The sequence below is a fragment of the Bradyrhizobium sp. UFLA03-84 genome (assembly GCF_002289535.1).
GTDB lineage: Bacteria > Pseudomonadota > Alphaproteobacteria > Rhizobiales > Xanthobacteraceae > Bradyrhizobium > Bradyrhizobium viridifuturi.
On record NZ_NSJY01000009.1, the window covers coordinates 49,147 to 67,548 of the forward strand.

The following is an 18,402-nucleotide window of genomic DNA, read 5'->3' on the forward strand; positions in this document are numbered from 1 at the left end:
AACTTGACGGAGCCAAAAAGCTCAGCCAGATAGCCGCGAGGTCAAGGGCCAGGAACATGAAAAGCCGCCTCCCGAGCGCATTTGGTCTGCTGCGCCAGGCCGTCATGATAGGGACATTGTCGCTGGCAGGAATTTCCTCCGCCTTCGCGGCCGCCGCGCCACTTGTAGTAGAGAAGGACCATCGGGTAGCCGCGGCCAAGGACACCTATCTCATTCTCGTGTTGGACTTGAAGCCGAACCTCGACGATTTGCGAAAATCCGGCGCCGAGGCTTCCGATCTGATCAGAGCGACGGCCGCCCGCTACGCCAAGGATTATCTCGCGCAACCTGAATTCAGCTCGAGCCCAAAAGTTGTCGTCTATTTGATTTCAGTCGAGAGCATGGACGAATACAACCGCGCCAAATTCGACGGCATGAAGCGGTATGGCACCATCGCCTTCGAGAAAAAGGGTGACGAGGTCGTGCTGACCGAAGACAAGCTCTCCTTTAGCCCATAGTCCTTATTGGCCCATAGGCCTTCGGGTCTTTCCCCGGGATATCGCCTGCTCAACATGACGAGTTCGAAGCTTAGAAGGACGGTTGCTGGGATCATCTTGGTCGTCGCGATTTGCGGCGGCATAGCGGCAACGGTCGAGAAGACGCGCAGATACATCAATCAGCGAATTGATCGCATGTTGGCTGAACGCGCCCCGCCGAAGCCGGAAATTCCGCCTCCTCCTCCACCTCCACCCCAGCCTGCTCCAGCGCAATCGTCTCTCGACAAGAGGGCGCAGATCGAGCTCCAGCAACTGTCCGGGCGCGTCGCGACGCTCGAGTCGTTGCTGGCCGGCGCCGGAGGCACGCTCGTCGACCATGCCCCGGTTGCGAGTGATTATCGCGGGCAAGGCGCGCCGGTCTTTGCGATGCTTGATGCCGTGGGGCCCTATCGCAAGAACGGGCTTTTCGAGATTTACGGCGGCAATTTTCGCGAACGGCGCTCCGGCCCGATCAGCGTCAGCGAGGCGGATTTCGAGATCACCCATGGACAGGCATGGCTGATCTGGTCCCCCGACTTCACGCCAGCGAAGGACGCGACCCATCTCCAGATCAAGTTCGCGGCGCCCCCGACGACGGGCAAGTTGACCATCGGGTTTGTCCTCGACGACGGACAGTCCCTGGCCTGGACATTGGACCTAGCCGCCAAGAGCGCGGAGCCGGCAGGACTACTTCCGCCGATCCTTCCCGATGACATCGTTACGCGCGCCAACAACGCGCAGGTGGTCGGAGATATCAAGCTGGCCGGTAATCAGGTGACCGTCCCGTTGCCTCCCAGTCTCCTGCTCAACCTGAGAAGCGGCCGGACCAAGGCGATCTCGCAATGGTTCGTGAAGGTCGATGGTGCGGCTGGGACGACGATGCGCTTCCAGGCGCTTGCGCTGGTTCGGCCGGCGCCGCCGGCGACCAGCACGGGTGTCGCCTTGGCGGGCAAGGTCGTCGGGGGCGACATTGCCCCGAACACGTCGGTCGAATTGCTGGAGGAATCGGGCGCCACGAAGAAAACCGTGCTGGCGACCGACGGCAGCTTCGCCTTCACTGCAGTCGATCCGACCAAGCCGGTATCCCTTCGCCTGCGACGCGAAGAGTTCGAGCATTCCGCAACGCTCGGCCGATGGTTCGTCCCGTTCTATGATCGCGACGATCTCGTCATCGACGTGCGTCCGATCTACGTCAACGAGGACGGCCATGCTCCCGATTCAGCCCGCGCAAAGTTCAATGGCGCCCGCAAGCCGTCTCCCTATGCCGCGTTCTACGAGCCGCATAGCCGGCAATACTGGCCAGGCGCCGGCACGGTGCAGGAGTACGACTCGACCACATTCGTGAACAATATGGGATACGTCGATCGGGACCGCTTTTTCGACAATCCCGACAACTGTGTCCGTCTTGCCAGTACGGGCGGCAGCGACATGGTTGCCCTGCAAGTCCGTCCCTTCGAGAAGGTCAATATTCTTCTCGAGGAAAGTCTCGGCGTCGCCCTGCATCGCTGTGTCGAGGTGATCTCCGCTGCGACCGACAATGGCGACATCGGCACGAACTATCCGAGAATTCGAGATTATACCTCGAAGTTCGGCGTTCAGGCCACTTTGGTATCGATGCTTGCGGGACTGGTCTCCCAGGTCAGTCCGACGATGCTGCACGACGGATTGGGATTCGATCCGGAGAACAGTGCCATTCCGAATTTTCTCCACGACGCCAGCGGCGCCTTGACCTTCAGGACGGCTTCGCCGGTGTTTTCCGTCTTCATGGCCAAGCCGACGTTCCCGGAATACGTCAAAGGAATCCCGTTCGGCGAGACGCTCAGGGTGCCCTTCGACGTCATGCCGCAACCCGGCAAGGAAGCATTCCAGTACTGGACCGAAATTGTCTCCTATATCGAGAAGCACCACCCCGGTCAGAATTTCATATTCCATACCGGAGTGGACCAGGCGCAGTGCCGGAACAATTGTGAGTCCACGCTGACCCTGGCCGACGGCACCAAGGTTGCCGCGGGCGCAAAGGGCTTCGTCAGGAACGTGACCGAGTACTGCGCCAAGAATGGGTACACCTGCGTGAACCCCAACTTCTCCGAGCGATATGGCCAGGTGCCGCGACTGCTGACGTTTCAGTTCGACGGACATTACTCGAAGCTTGGACATCAATGGCTCGCGCAGGAGCTGACGGCGCCATTGGCCAAGATCCTGTCCGATACGCCGAGATGAAAAAGGCTGGCGCCTATCTCCTTGCTCTGCGCGTGATTGTCGCGGTCGGATGCTGCGCGCTTGGCTCGGCGTCGGCGCTTGCTGATGCAGGCAAACCGGATGCTCCGGTTCGCCTGCTGCCGTATCCGTTTTCGCATATCGTCAGTTTTGCTGCGGACACCGACGCGCTTCGCCCCTGGCACGGCGCGGCCATTCATCGTTTTTTCAATGAAGAACTCGGCCTCACGATATCGGATTCGCTTTGGCCGCAAGGTAGCGAGGGGTCTTCGTCCTTTTTTGTTGGACCGGGACAGTTCAATCGGTCTCCTTCGGGCATTGGCTCCGAACCCACTTTTGCCCTGCTCTTGCGGGAGTGGCACCGCGGAAACATCGATCATTTCCATAGCTGGCACGAGGATGGTCCGTTGGCCCTCCGGACCGAGATCCAGCCACCGCTTGCGTTGTCCGCGGCACGATCGCGTCTGGACATGGCAGCGTCTTCTATCGGCCTGCCTCCTCAGCCAAGCCGCAATGTGAGATTTTACTTCTCGGCGGCCCCACCTGCCGATCTTTCAATTATGTTGCACGACAGCAAAGGTGGATTGACCATTTTTGGTCCCGGAGACATCGCTCGCGGACAGGACATTCAGTTTGAAGTGGGATCGCTCGGCTGGATCGTCGAGGTGATTGTCCCGCGACGATCGAACGGGGTTGCGCGTCCTGTAGATGCGATGTCGATCGACAGGATCGAGTTCATCGCACCTTCCTGCGCGGCTGGGTGTTCCGCTTCGCTGACAAGAGTGGAACGTGATCATTTCAGTCGGCAAACGGTGCTATCCGAAATTCCTTGGCTGGCAGCCTGGAACATTCGTCCGGCAATCCTGACGTCCCACGGCGGCAACACGCTCATTCAGGATTTCGGCGTTCCGGGAAAGTTTGCGAAGTTTGTCGCGTTCGACAACCCCGCGCTCGTCGATACGCATGAGGCGCTTGCAGACCAGAAGCAGAGCCATGCCTACCATTCCGATCTTTTGAGGAAGCTTGGTGTGCTCGCGGTCTGGTCCTATTTTGCTGCCGACGCGAAGGACATATTCGCCGCTCCTGACGGACCTGAAGTTCAGCACGGCCTGTTGCCGCTCTCATCGACCTACCAGCAGCTCTATGAACTGCCTCGCGCATCGCCACCGCCGCTGGACACCAGTAGCCAAGACAAGTTTGATGCATCGGCGCGCGTTTTGCTCGCAGATATACCCGAGGCGGAACGGAAAGAACTCTATTGCGGACCGAGCTGCAACCTGTCCCAGGGCAACGCGCTCGCGATGCTGATCGCCTCTCACCTCCAGTCGATCAACCGCGGCAAGAAGGTGAAGGGCCTGATCTACACCCATTTCGGCTCCGAGGAAGGAACTGCGGTTTTTCGATCCTCGCTCGAGCAGCCGGTGACGCCGGCCGTCGCGAAATGGATGCGACGGTTCGCAAACTACGTCTATGACTTCGACGGCTCGATCGGTGTCGACCGACGCATCTGGTCGCCGCCGGCGAATACCTGGGTTCGATACCAGGTGATGCATTCCGGAATCGCTTCGCATCTTGCCGTTGACGGGTCCGCGATCTCGATCACGCCCTGGACTGATCCGGTCACGCAAACGACCTGGCCCGATATGCGCGCCGGGACGCGAGACCTTCACGGGCTCACGGTGTACGTTCCGGATCCCGAACATGCCTCCGTGAAGATCGGCGGGAAAGAAACGCAATCATTCACCCGCAACCCGCCCGATGAAACCGGCAAGACGTCGATCACATTGGTCGACGACCACGCGCCGACCCCGATCATCGGCCAGGTCGCCCTGAAGGATCGCGCAAGCATCGAAGCCATATCGGGACAATTCACCGACGCATCGGCGAGCGATCCCTACATCAGCCTGGGAACCGAGACGTCCGGCGATGCAACCGTCGTCATCAAACCCTGGCGGCTCGAGCTCTGGAACACGAGCCACCTGCAACTCGCTGTTCGCAAGCGCTGCTCCGGCAACGATGCTGAGAGCTGCCTTGGGTCACGCCTCAAGATCGAATTGTTGATGGAGGATGGCGGCACGGTTTCCATTCGGGAAGATCAGCCTGCGGGCGAACATGTGTCGTCCAGCGCATGGTCCGTCCCGCGGCTGAAAAAGCTCGATACGTGGGTATCGCATACGCTCGATGTGGCGCAGTTGATCTGGCCAAAGTTCGTCGACGAGAGCGACGACTGGCGTCGTCCTCCCCTCCCGATCGGGAAGGTCAAGGAGGTGAGGGTATCGCTGACGAACGCGCCTGCGGGCACGACGCTCGATGTACAGAACTTCAAGGCTTTGCGGCCCTCCGGGAACGGGCAGGCTGCTGATGGCACCAAGCTGATCGCCGGCCGTGTCACCCTGGACGGCTCGATGCCGGTGCCAGGCGCGCAAGTTCGCGCGGCGACGGGATCCGGCCACATCGTCTCTACCGCGACCGATCAGGATGGGTACTACTTCTTCCCCGGACAGCCGAACGGGCAGATTGTGGGCATCCGCGCTCAGCTGGGTTCACGGCAATGCTTTCCGAGGCAGGGGCGTCGCATCGAGATCGGCAAGGACGAGGCCGAGCTCGACATCGAGCTCGGGCAAAGCCTGCAGTTGGCGCGGCCTGCATCCGGCAACGCCAGCCTTGCCGAACAGGCTTGCGAAGCGGCGCCGGGCCTTGTGGCGCAAGAACGGTAGCGGCCAATATCGGTTCGGTGGTTGCGAGATCGCCGGCCGTCCAATGAACGACCCGCCGCGCGGCCGTTCGGTCTCCTGTCGTCTCCTGCGGCCGTCGGCCCACACCGTACGCGGCCGTGCCGGTGTGCCGATGGGCGCCTGCGCGTGCCGGCGGAGCGCGAACACTGTCAATGGCTTGATACCGCTCCTGAACGTCGCTTAACGCTTGCTTAGGCGCGGCGAAGCTACCCTGCAAGGCGGGATTGCGGGTAGCAGCGGATGTCAGTCGTCGAGAACTCGCCAGATCAAACGCTGCCCGCGGCGGCGCGTTCCGTCGATGATACGCGCGTACTGCCATTCCTCAGTATGGCGACACTGCTGGTGTCCGCGCTGCTGCTGTTCCTGATTCAACCGATGTTCGCAAAGATGGTGCTGCCGAGGCTCGGTGGCGCGCCTTCGGTCTGGTCGGTGGCGATGGTGTTCTTCCAGGCCGTGCTGCTGGCCGGCTATGCCTATGCCCATCTGCTCGGCCGGTTGTTTGGGCCGCAGCGCGCGGGGCTGGTCCATCTGCTCCTGCTCGCCGTCACGGCGATGACCTTGCCGATCGCGATCGCGCCGAATTGGGGGGCACCGCCGGCGGATGGAACGGCGCTGTGGCTGTTCGGGCTGTTCGCTGCGTCGATCGGCCTGCCGTTCTTCACGTTGTCGGCCAGCGCGCCCTTGCTGCAGAGCTGGTTCGCCGCGAGCGGCCATCGCGAGGCCAGCAATCCCTACGTGCTCTATGCCGCGTCGAATCTCGGCTCGTTCGCGGCCCTGTTTGCCTATCCCACCGTCGTCGAACCGTTGCTGACATTGAAAACGCAGGCGAGCGCCTGGTCGGTCGGATTCGCGGTCCTCACGCTCCTCGTCACGGCGGTCGCCTTCGTGCTCGGACGCGGCAATGGCGTTGCGATTGCGGCGCCGACGCCGCCGACATCGAGCGTCAATGCGGCCGACCGGCTGCGCTGGATCGCGCTTGCGGCCGTTCCATCCGGGCTGGTCATCGCGGTCACCGCGCATCTGACGACGGATGTCGCGGCCGCGCCGTTCCTGTGGGTCATTCCGCTCGCGCTCTATCTGTTCACCTTCGTCGTCGTGTTCCGCGATCGGCCGTGGATCAGCCACGCAACCGTGGTACGGCTCGTGCCGTTCGCCGTGGCTCCGCTTGCGATCAGTCTGGTCGGCGCCAAGGTGTTCTGGCTCACGACGATCGTGCTCCACCTCGTCGTGTTCGCGCTGCTGGCGCTGCTTTGCCACGGCGAGCTCTATGCCAGGCGCCCGCACCCGGAGCGGCTGACGGAGTTCTTCCTGTGCACCTCGTTCGGCGGCGTGCTGGGTGGCGCCTTCGCGGGATTGCTTGCGCCGCAGATCTTTTCCGGCAACTACGAATATCCGATCCTGATCGCGCTCGCATTGCTGGCACTGCCGGGCATGTTCGCCGGCGGCGCGCGCCGGGCGCTGGTGAAGGCCTCGCCATGGCTGGCGGTAGCGATCGCGCTTGCCATGGTCTGGTACGTGACTCAGTTGCGGCTGCCGGCCGCCCTCGAGCTGCCGTTCAGCGCCCTGCTGGTCGTGCTGACGGCCTGCATGCTGTTTCTGCGGCAGCGGCCGGTGGCATTCGCTGGACTGGCAATCACGGGCCTGATGCTGACGACGTTCTGGCGTCCGGGCCTCGCCCCGATCGAGACCGCACGCAGCTTCTTCGGGGTGCATACGGTGGTCGACCTCGCGGACGGCAGCGCGCGGCTGCTGTTCCACGGCAACACGATGCATGGCGCCGAGCGGCTGCGCAACGCGGACGGTACGCCGGTCGAAGGAGCGCCCGAGCCCCAGAGCTATTACTACCCGGGCAGCCCGCTGGCCGACGGGATCGCGGCGGCGCGCGGCGCCGGCGAGCTCCGCAAGGACAGCTTCGAACGGGTTGCGGTGGTCGGTCTCGGGACCGGCTCGCTCGCCTGCTATCTTCGCGGTGGAGAGAGCTGGACCTTTTTCGAGATCGATCCCGAGGTGATCAGGATCGCGAGCAATCCCTCCTTGTTCACGTTCCTCTCGCGCTGCGCGCCGAAGGCGAGGCTCGTGCTCGGCGATGCGCGGCTGACGTTGCAGGCTTCACCCGATCGCTACGACCTGATCGTGCTGGACGCCTTTTCGTCCGACGGCATTCCCGTCCACCTGCTCACGCGTGAAGCGATTGCCGGCTATCTGTCGAAGCTGACGCCGCACGGCAGTATTCTCGTGCATATCTCCAACCGTCATCTCGATCTGGCGCCGATCCTGGCTAATGTCGCGCGCTCCGAGGGGTTGACCGCGCTGTTCAAGGAAGGGCATCCCGCCGGCGACGTCATGACCACGCTCAGGACGGCGTCACGGGTGGTGATGCTGGCGCGCGCGCCCGAGGATACCGGCGAGGCGGCGCGGCACTGGACCGCCATGTCGCCGGATCCGACCAGCGCACTCTGGACGGACGATTACTCGAATCTCCTTGGCCCCATGCTGCGGACGAAGTTCGGCTCCTGAGCGCGCATGGACGGCGCGGCGATCTTTCACCGTCGTTCGCGCTGCGGCACCTCCGGATTGGCTAAAGGAGTGTTAAGCGCCACGCCCGATTTTCGTCGATCGCGCAGAACTGACATTAAACTGTCATGCCGTAGGAATCGGAGGAGCTTGCTACAAGCGGCGTGAGGACAACATGACGGCCTTCAGCATTTGGAAGGCGGAAGTTGGAATATCCTCGCAAATGAGGCCGGCACCGGATGAGTGCCGAGTTCGCCAGGACGGTCTCCTGAAGCGCTTTGCGCGCGACCGATCCGGCAGTTACGCGATCATCATCGCCTTGCTGATGCCAGTCCTGGTCGGGACCGCAGGGCTCGGCACCGAGGTCGCGTGGTGGTTCTACAAGCACAAGAACATGATGAGCGCGGCCGACTCGGCGGCCGTCAGTGCAGCCACCGCCGGCACCAATCTCGTCACCGAGGCCAACGCCGTCACGACATTCTACGGCTATGCGAACGGGATCGGCAACGTCACCGTCACTGTGAACCAGCCGCCGACCTCGGGCAGCTTCGCCTCCAGCCCGCAGGCGGTCGAGGTGATCATCAGCCAGCCGCAAGCGCGGCTGTTGTCGGCGTTGTTCGGCTCCGGGGCGGTACCGGTCACGGCCCGCGCCGTTGCACTCGGTAATGTCGGAACGGGCTGCGTGCTGGCGCTCGATCCGACCGCCAATCCTGCGGCGACCGTGAAGGGCAACACCCAGCTCAACCTGATCAACTGCAACCTCTATGACGATTCCAACGGCAGCTCGGCGCTCAATGTCAGCGGGACGGCAACGATATCTGCGGCCATGGTTGGCGTGGTCGGCGGAGTTTCCGGCACCAGCAGCATCACGGCGACCAACGGCATTCGGACCGGCATCAGGGCGATCGCCGATCCCTATGCCAACGTCACGCCCACGATGCCGACATGGTGTGACTACTCGAACAAGTTCAATGTGAAGGGAACGACGACCCTCAGCCCGGGCAGCTATTGCGGCGACATCTCCGTCGCCGCGGGCGCGACGTTGACGTTCAATCCCGGGGTCTACTATTTCAACGGCGCCAACCTGTCGGTGGCCGGCAACGCCACGATCACAGGAACGGGCGTCACCCTGGTGTTTACCGGCTCGAGCGGCAACTGGGGCTCGGCGACGATCGGAAGCAACGCCAATGTCAGCCTCACGGCGCCGACGAGCGGAACGACAGCCGGAATTGCAATCTATGGCGACCGCAGGATGCCGGTCGGAAGCAGCTTCAACCTGACGGGCGGCGGCACGCAAAATCTGCAGGGCGCGATCTACCTGCCGAAGGCGGCGCTGAGCTTCAGTGGCGGCAACGGCACAAGCGCGAATTGTACGCAAATCATTGCAGATACGATCTCGATCGTCGGAAATTCCAATGTCCAGGTCAATTGCGCTGCGATGGGCGGCAATGCCATCGGTACGGCGACAGCGCAGCTTGTCGAGTAAGCTGGAGCGATACGATGAAAACGGGCAGGACAGGTGGTGAGCGCCGTTCTCAACGGCGTGGCTTATTTCTCCGTCGCAGGTTCGCACATGACTCACGCGGCGTGGCGGCGATCGAATTCGGCGTGCTGGTTCCGCTGCTCTCGCTGATGGTGGTTTCGGTGACCGATATCGGCCTTGCGATCTACCGCAAGATGCAGGTGGAGGGCTCGTCGCAGGCGGGCCTCGAATATGCCATCGCGCATGGGTTCGACGCCAATGCGATCTCGACGGCCGTGGCGGCTGCGACGAACTCCAGTGTGATCAGCGCCTCGCCTGTTCCGATCAAATTCTGCGGCTGCGCGACCAACTCGGGCGTCAGCAGCATGACTTGCGGCGGAACGTGTCCCGGAGGCGGAACGGCGGGTACATACACCATCGTCTCCGCGCAAGGCAGCTACTCGACCATCATCAACTATCAGATCGTTCCAAACAGCTATGTGATCAGCACGCAGTCGACGGCGAGGTTGCAGTGAAACGCGCATTCTGGCGTGACCGGAGCGGGGCGTCGGCACTGGAATTCGGCCTGATCGCGCCGCTCTTCTTCGCGTTCCTGTTCGGTGTGATCGAGTTCGGGCTATTGATGTGGACGCAGGTGGGAATGCAGCACGCTGTGGCGGTCACGGCGCGATGCGCCAGCGTCAACCCCGCGCTTTGTCCGACCGGCAACCCGAGCGCAATCGCCGCTTACGCAACCCAGCAGGCGTTTGGACTGAGCTTGCCGTCGTCGACGTTCAGCTACAGCGCCGCGGCGTGCGGCAGCCAGGTGAGCGCAAATTATCAATTCCAGTTTCCCCAGATCCTCAATCTGGCTCCGTTCACGCTGACGGCGGCAGCCTGCTTTCCTGCCTAGAGCAGGATCCAAGAAAATCGGCGCCCCTGCTCGGGGCGCCGATAAGTAGGGGGGCCGGACCGTCCGGCCAGCCCGGTCATGATGGGCCGGGGCAGGCCTCGGGTACGGCTGCGCCGTGGCGGTCAGAACCGCTCTGCGTCTTCATTCAGCTTCAGGGCCTCGACGCCCTCTTCGCGAACCGCCTGGAGGCTGCGCGGGTCGAGGTCGAGCGCACGCAGGATCGTCGGAGCGATCTGGGTGGTGAAGGTAGTCTCCTCGTTCGTCCTCGCATGCTTGATGCGATACGAGGAGACCAGCAGCAGGACATTGCGATCGTCCTTGGAGAAGCCGCCATGCTCGGCGAGCTTGCTGCCGCCCGTGCAGATGACGCCATGGTCGGTGATGGCGATGAAGTCCGGCACCCGGCTGTTGTGGAACGGATCTTCGTAGAGCTTGGTCAACTCGTCGCGGTCGAGCAGCTTCTGGATATGCAGATCGGCGGCGTGAGCCAGAATATAGGCCTTGGCGTCGGCATAATAGGGATTGCCGGTCGCCGGGTTGGTCGCCTGTTGCAGCTCCGGCGACAACCAGACCAGCGCTTCGTCATCGCAGATCTCGAAGCCGTTGGCGCCGAAACCGGGCGCCTTGCTGTACAGGGCATCCGAGATCGCCACGCGATCCGCGAGGTTGATCGGCGACTGGCCATGCTTGGCGCTGACGATGATCAGCGTCGAATCGTAGAGGTTTTGCGCCTTGAGCTCGTTGACGAACTTACCGAGTGCGTCGTCCACGAATTGGAACTGCAGCGTGAGCGCATTGCCCGGCGTCGCGTTGGCGTCGGCGTATCCGCCGACCAGCGACTTGTCGCTGTCCGCGTGGCCGGCCTTGGCGAGCTTCTGGCCGACGCTGACCGCCTGGAAGTTCATGCCGAAGATCGCCGGGACCGGCTGACGCTGCGTTCGCGTGCCGTCGTAGCCGTCGATCCAGTTCAGTACCGCCTTCACCTTCAGCGAATCGTATGAACGAACGCCGGTGTAGCTGGTGGTGTAGTCGTCGCCGGGCTGGGCGCCTGTGTCGATCGTGTCCTGCGAATTGATCTCCGGCGTGAAGAGCTCGTCGAGGCCCTTGCCCGACGGGCCGGCGAGGTCCTCATAGGCCGGATGCTTGTCGGACCACGCCGTGCGCCTTCCGGCCTGCTTGATGACCTCGAAGATCGTGTTGGTGCGCACGTAGTCGTGCGGAAAGGCCGGGACGCACTGGCCATTCACCAGCTTGCGCTGCATGTGGTCGGGATCGAGCTGCGTATAGACCTGACCGAGCGTGCCGCCGGCGGTGTAGTCGGCGACCAGTCCGCTGGAATAATCAAAGGTCTTGTCGAGCGCCTCGAAGTTGGTCAGCTCGGTTCCTGCCGGGCTCACGCAACCGGGGTCGTTGAGGCCCTGGCTGGTGTAGAAGGCCTTGGCCGGATACTCGGTGCGATCATAGCTGTCGTCATAGAACAGGTCGCCGCCCTTCGGCGTGGCGCCGGTGACCTGCGCGAGCATGCCCGGATAGCTGTCGGACGGAGCGGTGGTGTAGGCGTTCGGATAGACGACGCCCTTGCCGGTGAGTTGAGCGAAGTTGCCGCCGGGACGGCTTTCGACCCAACGCTTCAAGTCGACGGCGTGCATGCCGTCGACGCTGATCAGCAGGACATGCTTGTAGCCGTGTCGCTGCGAATGCCCGTCGTCATCATCGGCATGCGCGACAGCGACGCCGCAAGCGAGCATGGCCGCCGCGATCGCGGCAGTCGACGAGAAATAGTCACGAAAACCACTCATGAGTTCGCCCCTCTCTGTTTCCGGTAGGATTGGATTCGCCTGCGCTGGCCGCGACAACTTGTCGCGGCCAGTTGACGGAGGGATGACGCTTTCGTGCGAGTTCGATGACCGTGGCCGGGGCCGACCACTATCCAATGTTCGCGGAATTTGATCGCGGCGGCTGCCGGCTCCTTTGCATGGGGTTGTTTTCGATATTTTTGCCGGGAGCCGGCGGACGAGGTCACCCGGACCGAGCGGCTTCGCGCAAATGCCGCTCGATCGTGGCGTCGACCTCGTCGGGATGGTCCACTTGGGGCAGGTGGCCGGCGCCGGCAATGATGGCCAGCCGGCAATCGAGCAACGCCGCGAGATCCGTCATCGGCTGCACCAGCAGCTGGTCGTTTGCGCCTACGATCATCGTCAGCGGCACCTGCAGCGTCCTCACGCCGTCGAGATAGGCGAGCGACTGGATGGCACGGGCGCAGCCGACGAAGCCTTGCGGATTGGTCTCGTTGATGCAGTCGAGCAGTGCGGTCGCGATCGCCGGATGCGCATCGAGAAAGGCGCCTCCGAACCAGCGCTCCGCAGTCGGCGCCGCCAGCGGCGCAATGCCCCGCGCTTGCACCAGCGCGATGCGGTCGTCCCATGCGGCGGCGAACGGCGGCGGCGCATCGGCCCTTGCTGCGATCACGCACAGGCTGAGGAGACGGCCCGGATAGCGCACGCCGAGGCCGAACGCCGTCATGCCGCCCTGCGAGACGCCGATCACGTGCGTCCGCGCGATGCTGAAATGATCAAGCACGGCGATCGCATCCGCGACCAGATCATCCATGGCATAGGGCCCGCGCGGCGCCCCGGATTGTCCGTGACCCCGGCTGTCGAGCGCGAGCACGCGATGGCCGCGAGCGGCAAGCGCGAGGGCCTGGCTGTGCCAGATCGCGCTGCTGCTCAGGATCGAATGGCACAGCAGCGCCGGCGCGCCGTGCTCCGCTCCGCCGACACGGACGCTAAGCCGTCCGTGCGGCCCCTGCACATCGTGCCGGACAAAGCCCTGCCATGCGGCGGTTACGATCGGGGCCACCTCAGTCGACAAGGCCCATCTCCGCGAACACGTCCTTGGCGATGCGGAAGCTGTCGAGCCCGGCGGGCATGCCGCAATAGACCGCGATCTGCAGGAACACCTCGCGCAGCTCGGTCTTGCTCAGCCCGTTGTTGAGCGCGCCGCGGATATGCACCTTCAGTTCGTGCGGCCGGTTGAGTGCCGCGATCATGCCGAGGTTGAGCAGGCTGCGGCTGCGCTTGTCGAGGTCGGGGCGATTCCAGATCTCGTCCCAGCAATATTCGGTGGCGAGCTTCTGGATCGGCCAGTTGAAATCGTCGGCCGCCTTCAGCGAGCGCTCGACATAGGCGTCGCCGAGCACGGTGCGGCGGGTCTGCAGGCCGCGTTCGAACTTCTCGCCGCGGGGGTTTGCGTCGGTCATCATTGTCTCCATTTCGACTTGTGGTTACGCCAGTGCCGGCTCGGCGAGCGGCGTGGTCCAAGCGTCGTAGCCGTAGACCCAGTCCGGATCGGTCGGGTTCTTGAGCCAGGTGTTGGTGCGCGAGCTCGCCTGCACGCGCGAGGTTCTGGGCTTGCGGGTCGCCTCGAAGCGGCGGAAGGCGTCGGTGACGCCGTCGCGTTCGACGCCACTGAGGCAGCGCGACAGCACCGCTGCGTCCTCGATCGCCATTGCCGCGCCCTGCGCCATGTAGGGCGTCATCGGATGGCAGGCGTCGCCGAGCAGCGTGATATTGCCCTCGCTCCAGCGCGGCAGCGGGTCGCGATCGACCAGCGCCCATTTGTGCACCGACGGGCAAGCCTCCAGCACCTTGCGGACCTGGGGATGGAAGCCCTCGAACGCCTTTCGCAGTTCGTTGATGTCGCCGGTCGCCGACCAGGATTCCACGGTGAAGCCGGGCTCCGGCTGGCTGGTGACGAAGTAGACCTCGCTGCGGTCGGGCTTGACGTAATAGATGACGATGTGGCGATCCGGCCCCCACCATTTGGTGCAGTCGTCGATCGGATAGCCGTTGAGCAGCGATGCCGAGAACACGGTGCGGTAGGCGATGCGACCGGTGAAGTTCGGCTCATCGCGGCCGAACAGTCGCTCCTTGACGAAGGAATGCACGCCGTCGGCGGCGACCACGGCATCCACAGTCGTGGTGTGGCCGTTGGCGAAGGTCAGCGCTACCGCGCGGTCGGCGCGATTTTCGATTGCGGTCAGCTTGTGATCGAGGCGGATGAGGTTGCCGGGCACGGCGCTGGCGAGTGCCGCATGCAGGTCGCCGCGATGTCCGAGCAGATAGGGCGCGCCATAGCGCTCCTCGGCGGACGGACCGAACACCATGTCGAAGCGCACCTCGCCGGTGTCGTATTCCTTGTTGTTCCAGGATCGCGGATAGAACGCCTCGCGGCGCAGCACCGGCTCGAGGTCCCACGCCCGCATCACCTTCATGGCGTTGCAGCCGATCTGGATGCCGGCGCCGAGCCGGGTGAAGCGCTGGGCCTGTTCGTACACCGTCACATCGATGCCTGCGCGGCTCAGCGCCGCGGCCGAGGCCAGTCCGCCCATGCCGGCGCCGATCACCGCCACCGAAAGTCTGCTCATTGTCGTTCCTCACAGCTAGCGCCGGTTGACGGACCGGCTTCCCCGTCCTTGTCGGCCAAAGGGGGAGGCGCCCGCAAACGAGTAATGCTGACGGAGCGTGAGGTGGGCTCACGCGGCCGGCACCGGCCTGTGAGCTGAGGTCACGCTGCCTGAGCTTAACTCGTTTGCGCTTCGCGCCATCGCCCGCCAACGTCTCGCCGCTGCTGCAACGGCGCGTCTGCCGACGCTGCCTGCTGCGCGGCCAACATCAAGACTCCCGAGGATCGCCGCCCATGTCCACGATCACCAATGACGGTGCTGCCCGTCTCGACGTCGCAGCAGCCCCCTGGCATACGCGTCTCTATGTCCAGGTGCTGATCGGCATCGCGCTCGGCGTGCTGGTCGGCTATCTCTGGCCGGATGCTGGCGCGGCGCTGAAGCCGCTCGGCGACGCGCTGATCAAGATGATCAAGATGGCGATCGCGCCGATCGTCTTCCTCACCGTGGTGCACGGCATTGCGAGCCTCGGCGACATGCGCAAGGCCGGACGGATCGGCGTCAAGACCCTGATCTATTTCGAGGTGGCCACCACGGCGGCGCTGATCCTCGGCCTGATCGTGATCAATCTGGCACGGCCCGGCGCCGGCATGCACGTCTCGCCGGAATCGCTGGATTCCCGGCTTGTCGCTTCCTACGTCACGCAATCGCACGAGCAGACCGTGGTCGGCTTCCTGATCAACGTGATCCCGTCGACGATCGGTGGTGCGTTCACCAGCGGCGACACGCTGCAGGTGCTGTTCTTTGCGGTGCTGTTCGGCATCGCCCTGCAACGCTATGGCGAGAACGGCAAGCCGGTGCTGGTGGCGATCGAGAAGCTGTCGAAGATCCTGTTCATCCTGATCGGCATGATCATGCGGATCGCGCCGATTGGCGCATTCGGCGCCATGGCCTTCACCATCGGCAAATATGGCGTCGGCTCGATCGTCGCGCTGTCGCACTTCATGCTGGTGTTCTATCTCACCTGTGTGCTGTTCGTGGTCCTCGGGCTCGGCATCGTGTCGCGTCTTGCGGGTTTCAGCATCTTCAAGCTGATCCGTTATCTCCGCGAAGAGCTGCTGCTGGTGCTCGGGCTGTCGGGTTCGGAATCGGTGATGCCGCGCTTCATCGACAAGATGAAGGCCGCCGGCTGCGCCGAATCGACCGTCGGCCTCGTGATCCCGACCGGCTACACCTTCAATCTCGACGGCACCTGCATCTATCTGACCATGGCTGCCGTATTCCTCGCCCAGGCCACCGACACGCCGATGTCGCTTATGCAGCAGATCGGTCTCGTCGTGGTGTGCCTGCTGACGTCGAAGGGCGCGGCTGCAGTGCCGGGCAGCGGCTTCATCGTGCTCGCTGCGACGCTGGGGTCGATCGGCCATGTGCCGGTGGCAAGCATCGCGCTGCTGCTCGGCATCGACCGCTTCATGTCGGAGGCGCGTGCGCTGACCAACTTCATCGGAACCGCGGTCGCGACCGTGGTGGTGGCGCGCTGGGAAGGTGACCTCGACCGCGCCCAATTCGTCCGCGCCCTCGACAATCCGGACGCCGCGACGCTATCCTCCTGAGCCTTCCGGAGAGGCGACAGGATCATGAGAAAGTTGCCACCGCTCAACGCGGTGCGAACATTCGAGGCGGCCGCACGGCATGTGAGCTTCACCAAGGCCGCCGAAGAGCTGCTCGTGACCCATGGCGCCGTCAGCCGCCAGGTCGCGCTTCTGGAGGACTGGTTCGGCGTCAAGCTGTTTCGCCGCGCGCCTTCGCAACTGACGCTGACCGCGGCCGGGCAGATCTATTATCGCGAGGTCACGGCGATTCTCGATCGCCTCGCGCTCGCCTCGATGGACATGAAGCAGTACGGCTCGCCGTCGGTGCTGCGCGTCAGTGCGCCGCCGACCTTTGCGATGCGCTGGCTGATCCGCCGCATCGCCTCGTTTCAGCGCATGCGCGCCGATGTCGAGCTGCGGCTATTGACCTCGATCGGGCCGCTCAACGTCAACGACCGTTCGTTCGACGTCGCGATCCGCGGCAATGTCGGCGAGCCGGTCGGCTGGATGTCGCAGCACTTCATGACCGAGCTGATCGCGCCGGTCTGCCATGTCGACCTGCTGACGCGCGGGCGGCTCGCTACCCCGGATGACCTGCGGCATCACACCCTCATCACCTATCTGACCGAGCCCTATGATTGGCCGCGCTGGCTGGTGCAGGCCGGCGGCGAGATGAGCGCGGATCAGGAGACGCTGCGGTTCGAGCAGATGTTCTTCGCGCTGCAGGCAACGATCGAGCGCATCGGCATCGGGCTGTTTCCGCTGTTCCTGGTGATCGACGAATTGATGGCCGGCCAGCTCTGCCTGCCGTTCGGCGATCTCGGATTGCGCAAGCGCGAGTACCGCTCGTTCTATCTCGCCGACAATGAAAGCGCCGGCGCGATCGCCGACTTCACCGCATGGCTCGCCGACGCCGGGCGCGAGACCGAGCAATTCATGATGGATTGGGGCGCGTCGAAGGGCTGGAGCTTCTAGCCAGGCGGCTCTATGACAGCATCAGGGGGAACGCGCATGCCCAACATGTCTCGCCGGCCATTCCTGCAATTCGCGCTCGGTGCCGCGACGCTGCCGCTGGCTTTGCGCGGCGCGGGCGCCGAAACCATGGCGCGCCCGATCACCATGATCGTGCCGTTCGCCGCCGGCGGGCCGACCGATGTGCTGGCGCGGATCCTCGCCGAATACATGCGCAACGCGGTCGGCCATCCCGTCATCATCGAAAATATCACCGGCGCTTCCGGCACCGTGGCGGGGCTGCGCGCCTCGCGTGCGGCGCCAGACGGATCAACGATCACGATCGGACATTGGGGCACGCATTGCCTCAATGGCGCGGTCTATCAGCTGCAGTATGACGTGCGCGAGTTCGCGCCGGTCGCGCTGATCGCGAGCGGGCCGCAGCTCATCATCGGCCGCCCGGATCTGCCCGCGAAGAATCTCAAGGAGCTGATCGCCTGGCTCAAGGCGAATGGCGACAAGGCGACGGCAGGCACCGCAGGTCCCGGATCGGGCGCGCATGTCGCCGGCGTGTTCTTTCAGCAGTTGACGAACACGAACTTCTCTTTCGTGCCTTATCGCGGCGCCGGTCCCGCGCTGAACGATCTGATGGCCGGGCATATCGACATCATGTTCGATCAGGCCTCCAACTCGCTGCCGCAAGTGGGCAGCGGAACCGTGAAGGCCTTCGCGGTGACGGCGCCGTCACGGCTTGCATCGGCTCCCGATATTCCAACCGTTGATGAGGCCGGATTGCCGGGGCTCTACATCGCCTATTGGCACGGCATCTGGGCACCGAAGGGCACACCCGCCGATATCGTGTCGACGCTGTCGAAGGCTGTCATGTCGGCGCTCGCCGAACCCGCCGTCAGGCAACGTTTCGCCGAACTCGGGCAGGAGATCCCGCCGCCGGACAAACAGGCCCCCGCCGCGCTGCGCGACCATCAGGCCGCCGAGATCGAGAAATGGTGGCCGATCGTCAAGTCGGCCAACATCAAGGCGGAATAGATTCCGCCACGACGTTCCGCAAGCTCGAAAGCGGACCGGGATCAGCGGTATCCC

14 protein-coding genes are annotated in these 18,402 nt (G+C 63.8%); 10 read left to right on the plus strand and 4 right to left on the minus strand.

What is annotated here, in order from left to right; genetic code table 11:
- Positions 1-56 precede the first annotated feature (56 nt).
- The 7 genes from CK489_RS10410 (at position 57) to CK489_RS10440 (ending at position 10,356) form a co-directional block, all read left to right on the plus strand.
- Positions 57-497 (plus strand): hypothetical protein, encoded by a 441-nt coding sequence (locus CK489_RS10410; protein ID WP_128089609.1) that lies wholly within the window; start codon positions 57-59, stop codon positions 495-497.
- A 174-nt stretch (positions 498-671) separates the two neighbouring features.
- Positions 672-2,735 carry a hypothetical protein gene (locus CK489_RS10415; RefSeq protein WP_143278118.1) on the plus strand — a complete coding sequence of 688 codons (2,064 nt, stop codon included), beginning with the start codon at positions 672-674 and terminating at the stop codon, positions 2,733-2,735.
- Complete coding sequence (locus CK489_RS10420) at positions 2,732-5,449, plus strand: carboxypeptidase-like regulatory domain-containing protein (RefSeq protein WP_158226427.1); 2,718 nt, start codon at positions 2,732-2,734, stop codon at positions 5,447-5,449. The genes CK489_RS10415 and CK489_RS10420 overlap by 4 nt, the downstream gene beginning before the upstream one ends.
- A 258-nt stretch (positions 5,450-5,707) precedes the next feature.
- Positions 5,708-7,984 carry a fused MFS/spermidine synthase gene (locus CK489_RS10425; protein ID WP_095732250.1) on the plus strand — a complete coding sequence of 759 codons (2,277 nt, stop codon included), beginning with the start codon at positions 5,708-5,710 and terminating at the stop codon, positions 7,982-7,984.
- A gap of 220 nt (positions 7,985-8,204) precedes the next feature.
- Complete coding sequence (locus CK489_RS10430) at positions 8,205-9,467, plus strand: TadE/TadG family type IV pilus assembly protein (RefSeq protein ID WP_095732251.1); 1,263 nt, start codon at positions 8,205-8,207, stop codon at positions 9,465-9,467.
- A 101-nt stretch (positions 9,468-9,568) separates the two neighbouring features.
- Positions 9,569-9,979: a TadE/TadG family type IV pilus assembly protein gene (locus tag CK489_RS10435; RefSeq protein ID WP_050630129.1), complete on the plus strand. Its 411-nt coding sequence runs from the start codon at positions 9,569-9,571 to the stop codon at positions 9,977-9,979.
- Entirely contained in the window at positions 9,976-10,356 is a 381-nt protein-coding gene (locus CK489_RS10440; protein ID WP_198960894.1) for a TadE/TadG family type IV pilus assembly protein, read from the plus strand. Before CK489_RS10435 ends, CK489_RS10440 begins: the two co-directional genes overlap by 4 nt.
- A 122-nt stretch (positions 10,357-10,478) precedes the next feature.
- Here CK489_RS10440 and CK489_RS10445 read toward each other — a convergent pair whose 3' ends face one another.
- The 4 genes from CK489_RS10445 to CK489_RS10460 all read right to left on the minus strand — a co-directional run bounded on the left by CK489_RS10445 (position 10,479) and on the right by CK489_RS10460 (position 14,782).
- Entirely contained in the window at positions 10,479-12,155 is a 1,677-nt protein-coding gene (locus CK489_RS10445) for an alkaline phosphatase family protein (RefSeq protein ID WP_095732252.1), read from the minus strand.
- 220 nt (positions 12,156-12,375) lie between these two features.
- On the minus strand, positions 12,376-13,227 hold the full coding sequence (locus tag CK489_RS10450) for an alpha/beta fold hydrolase (protein ID WP_158226428.1): 852 nt from the start codon (positions 13,225-13,227) through the stop codon (positions 12,376-12,378).
- On the minus strand, positions 13,217-13,615 hold the full coding sequence (locus tag CK489_RS10455) for a carboxymuconolactone decarboxylase family protein (protein WP_198960895.1): 399 nt from the start codon (positions 13,613-13,615) through the stop codon (positions 13,217-13,219). The genes CK489_RS10450 and CK489_RS10455 overlap by 11 nt, the downstream gene beginning before the upstream one ends.
- Positions 13,616-13,639: 24 nt before the next feature.
- Positions 13,640-14,782: an FAD-dependent monooxygenase gene (locus CK489_RS10460; RefSeq protein WP_095732255.1), complete on the minus strand. Its 1,143-nt coding sequence runs from the start codon at positions 14,780-14,782 to the stop codon at positions 13,640-13,642.
- Positions 14,783-15,054: 272 nt separating this feature from the next.
- Here CK489_RS10460 and dctA point away from each other — a divergent pair, with 272 nt between their 5' ends.
- Genes dctA through CK489_RS10475 form a run of 3 tightly spaced genes read left to right on the plus strand, consistent with a single transcriptional unit; the run spans position 15,055 to position 18,348 of the window.
- Positions 15,055-16,371 carry a C4-dicarboxylate transporter DctA gene (gene dctA / locus CK489_RS10465; protein ID WP_095732256.1) on the plus strand — a complete coding sequence of 439 codons (1,317 nt, stop codon included), beginning with the start codon at positions 15,055-15,057 and terminating at the stop codon, positions 16,369-16,371.
- 24 nt (positions 16,372-16,395) lie between these two features.
- Complete coding sequence (locus tag CK489_RS10470) at positions 16,396-17,325, plus strand: LysR substrate-binding domain-containing protein (protein WP_095732257.1); 930 nt, start codon at positions 16,396-16,398, stop codon at positions 17,323-17,325.
- A 36-nt stretch (positions 17,326-17,361) separates the two neighbouring features.
- On the plus strand, positions 17,362-18,348 hold the full coding sequence (locus CK489_RS10475) for a tripartite tricarboxylate transporter substrate-binding protein (protein ID WP_095732258.1): 987 nt from the start codon (positions 17,362-17,364) through the stop codon (positions 18,346-18,348).
- The last annotated feature ends 54 nt before the right edge of the window (positions 18,349-18,402 follow it).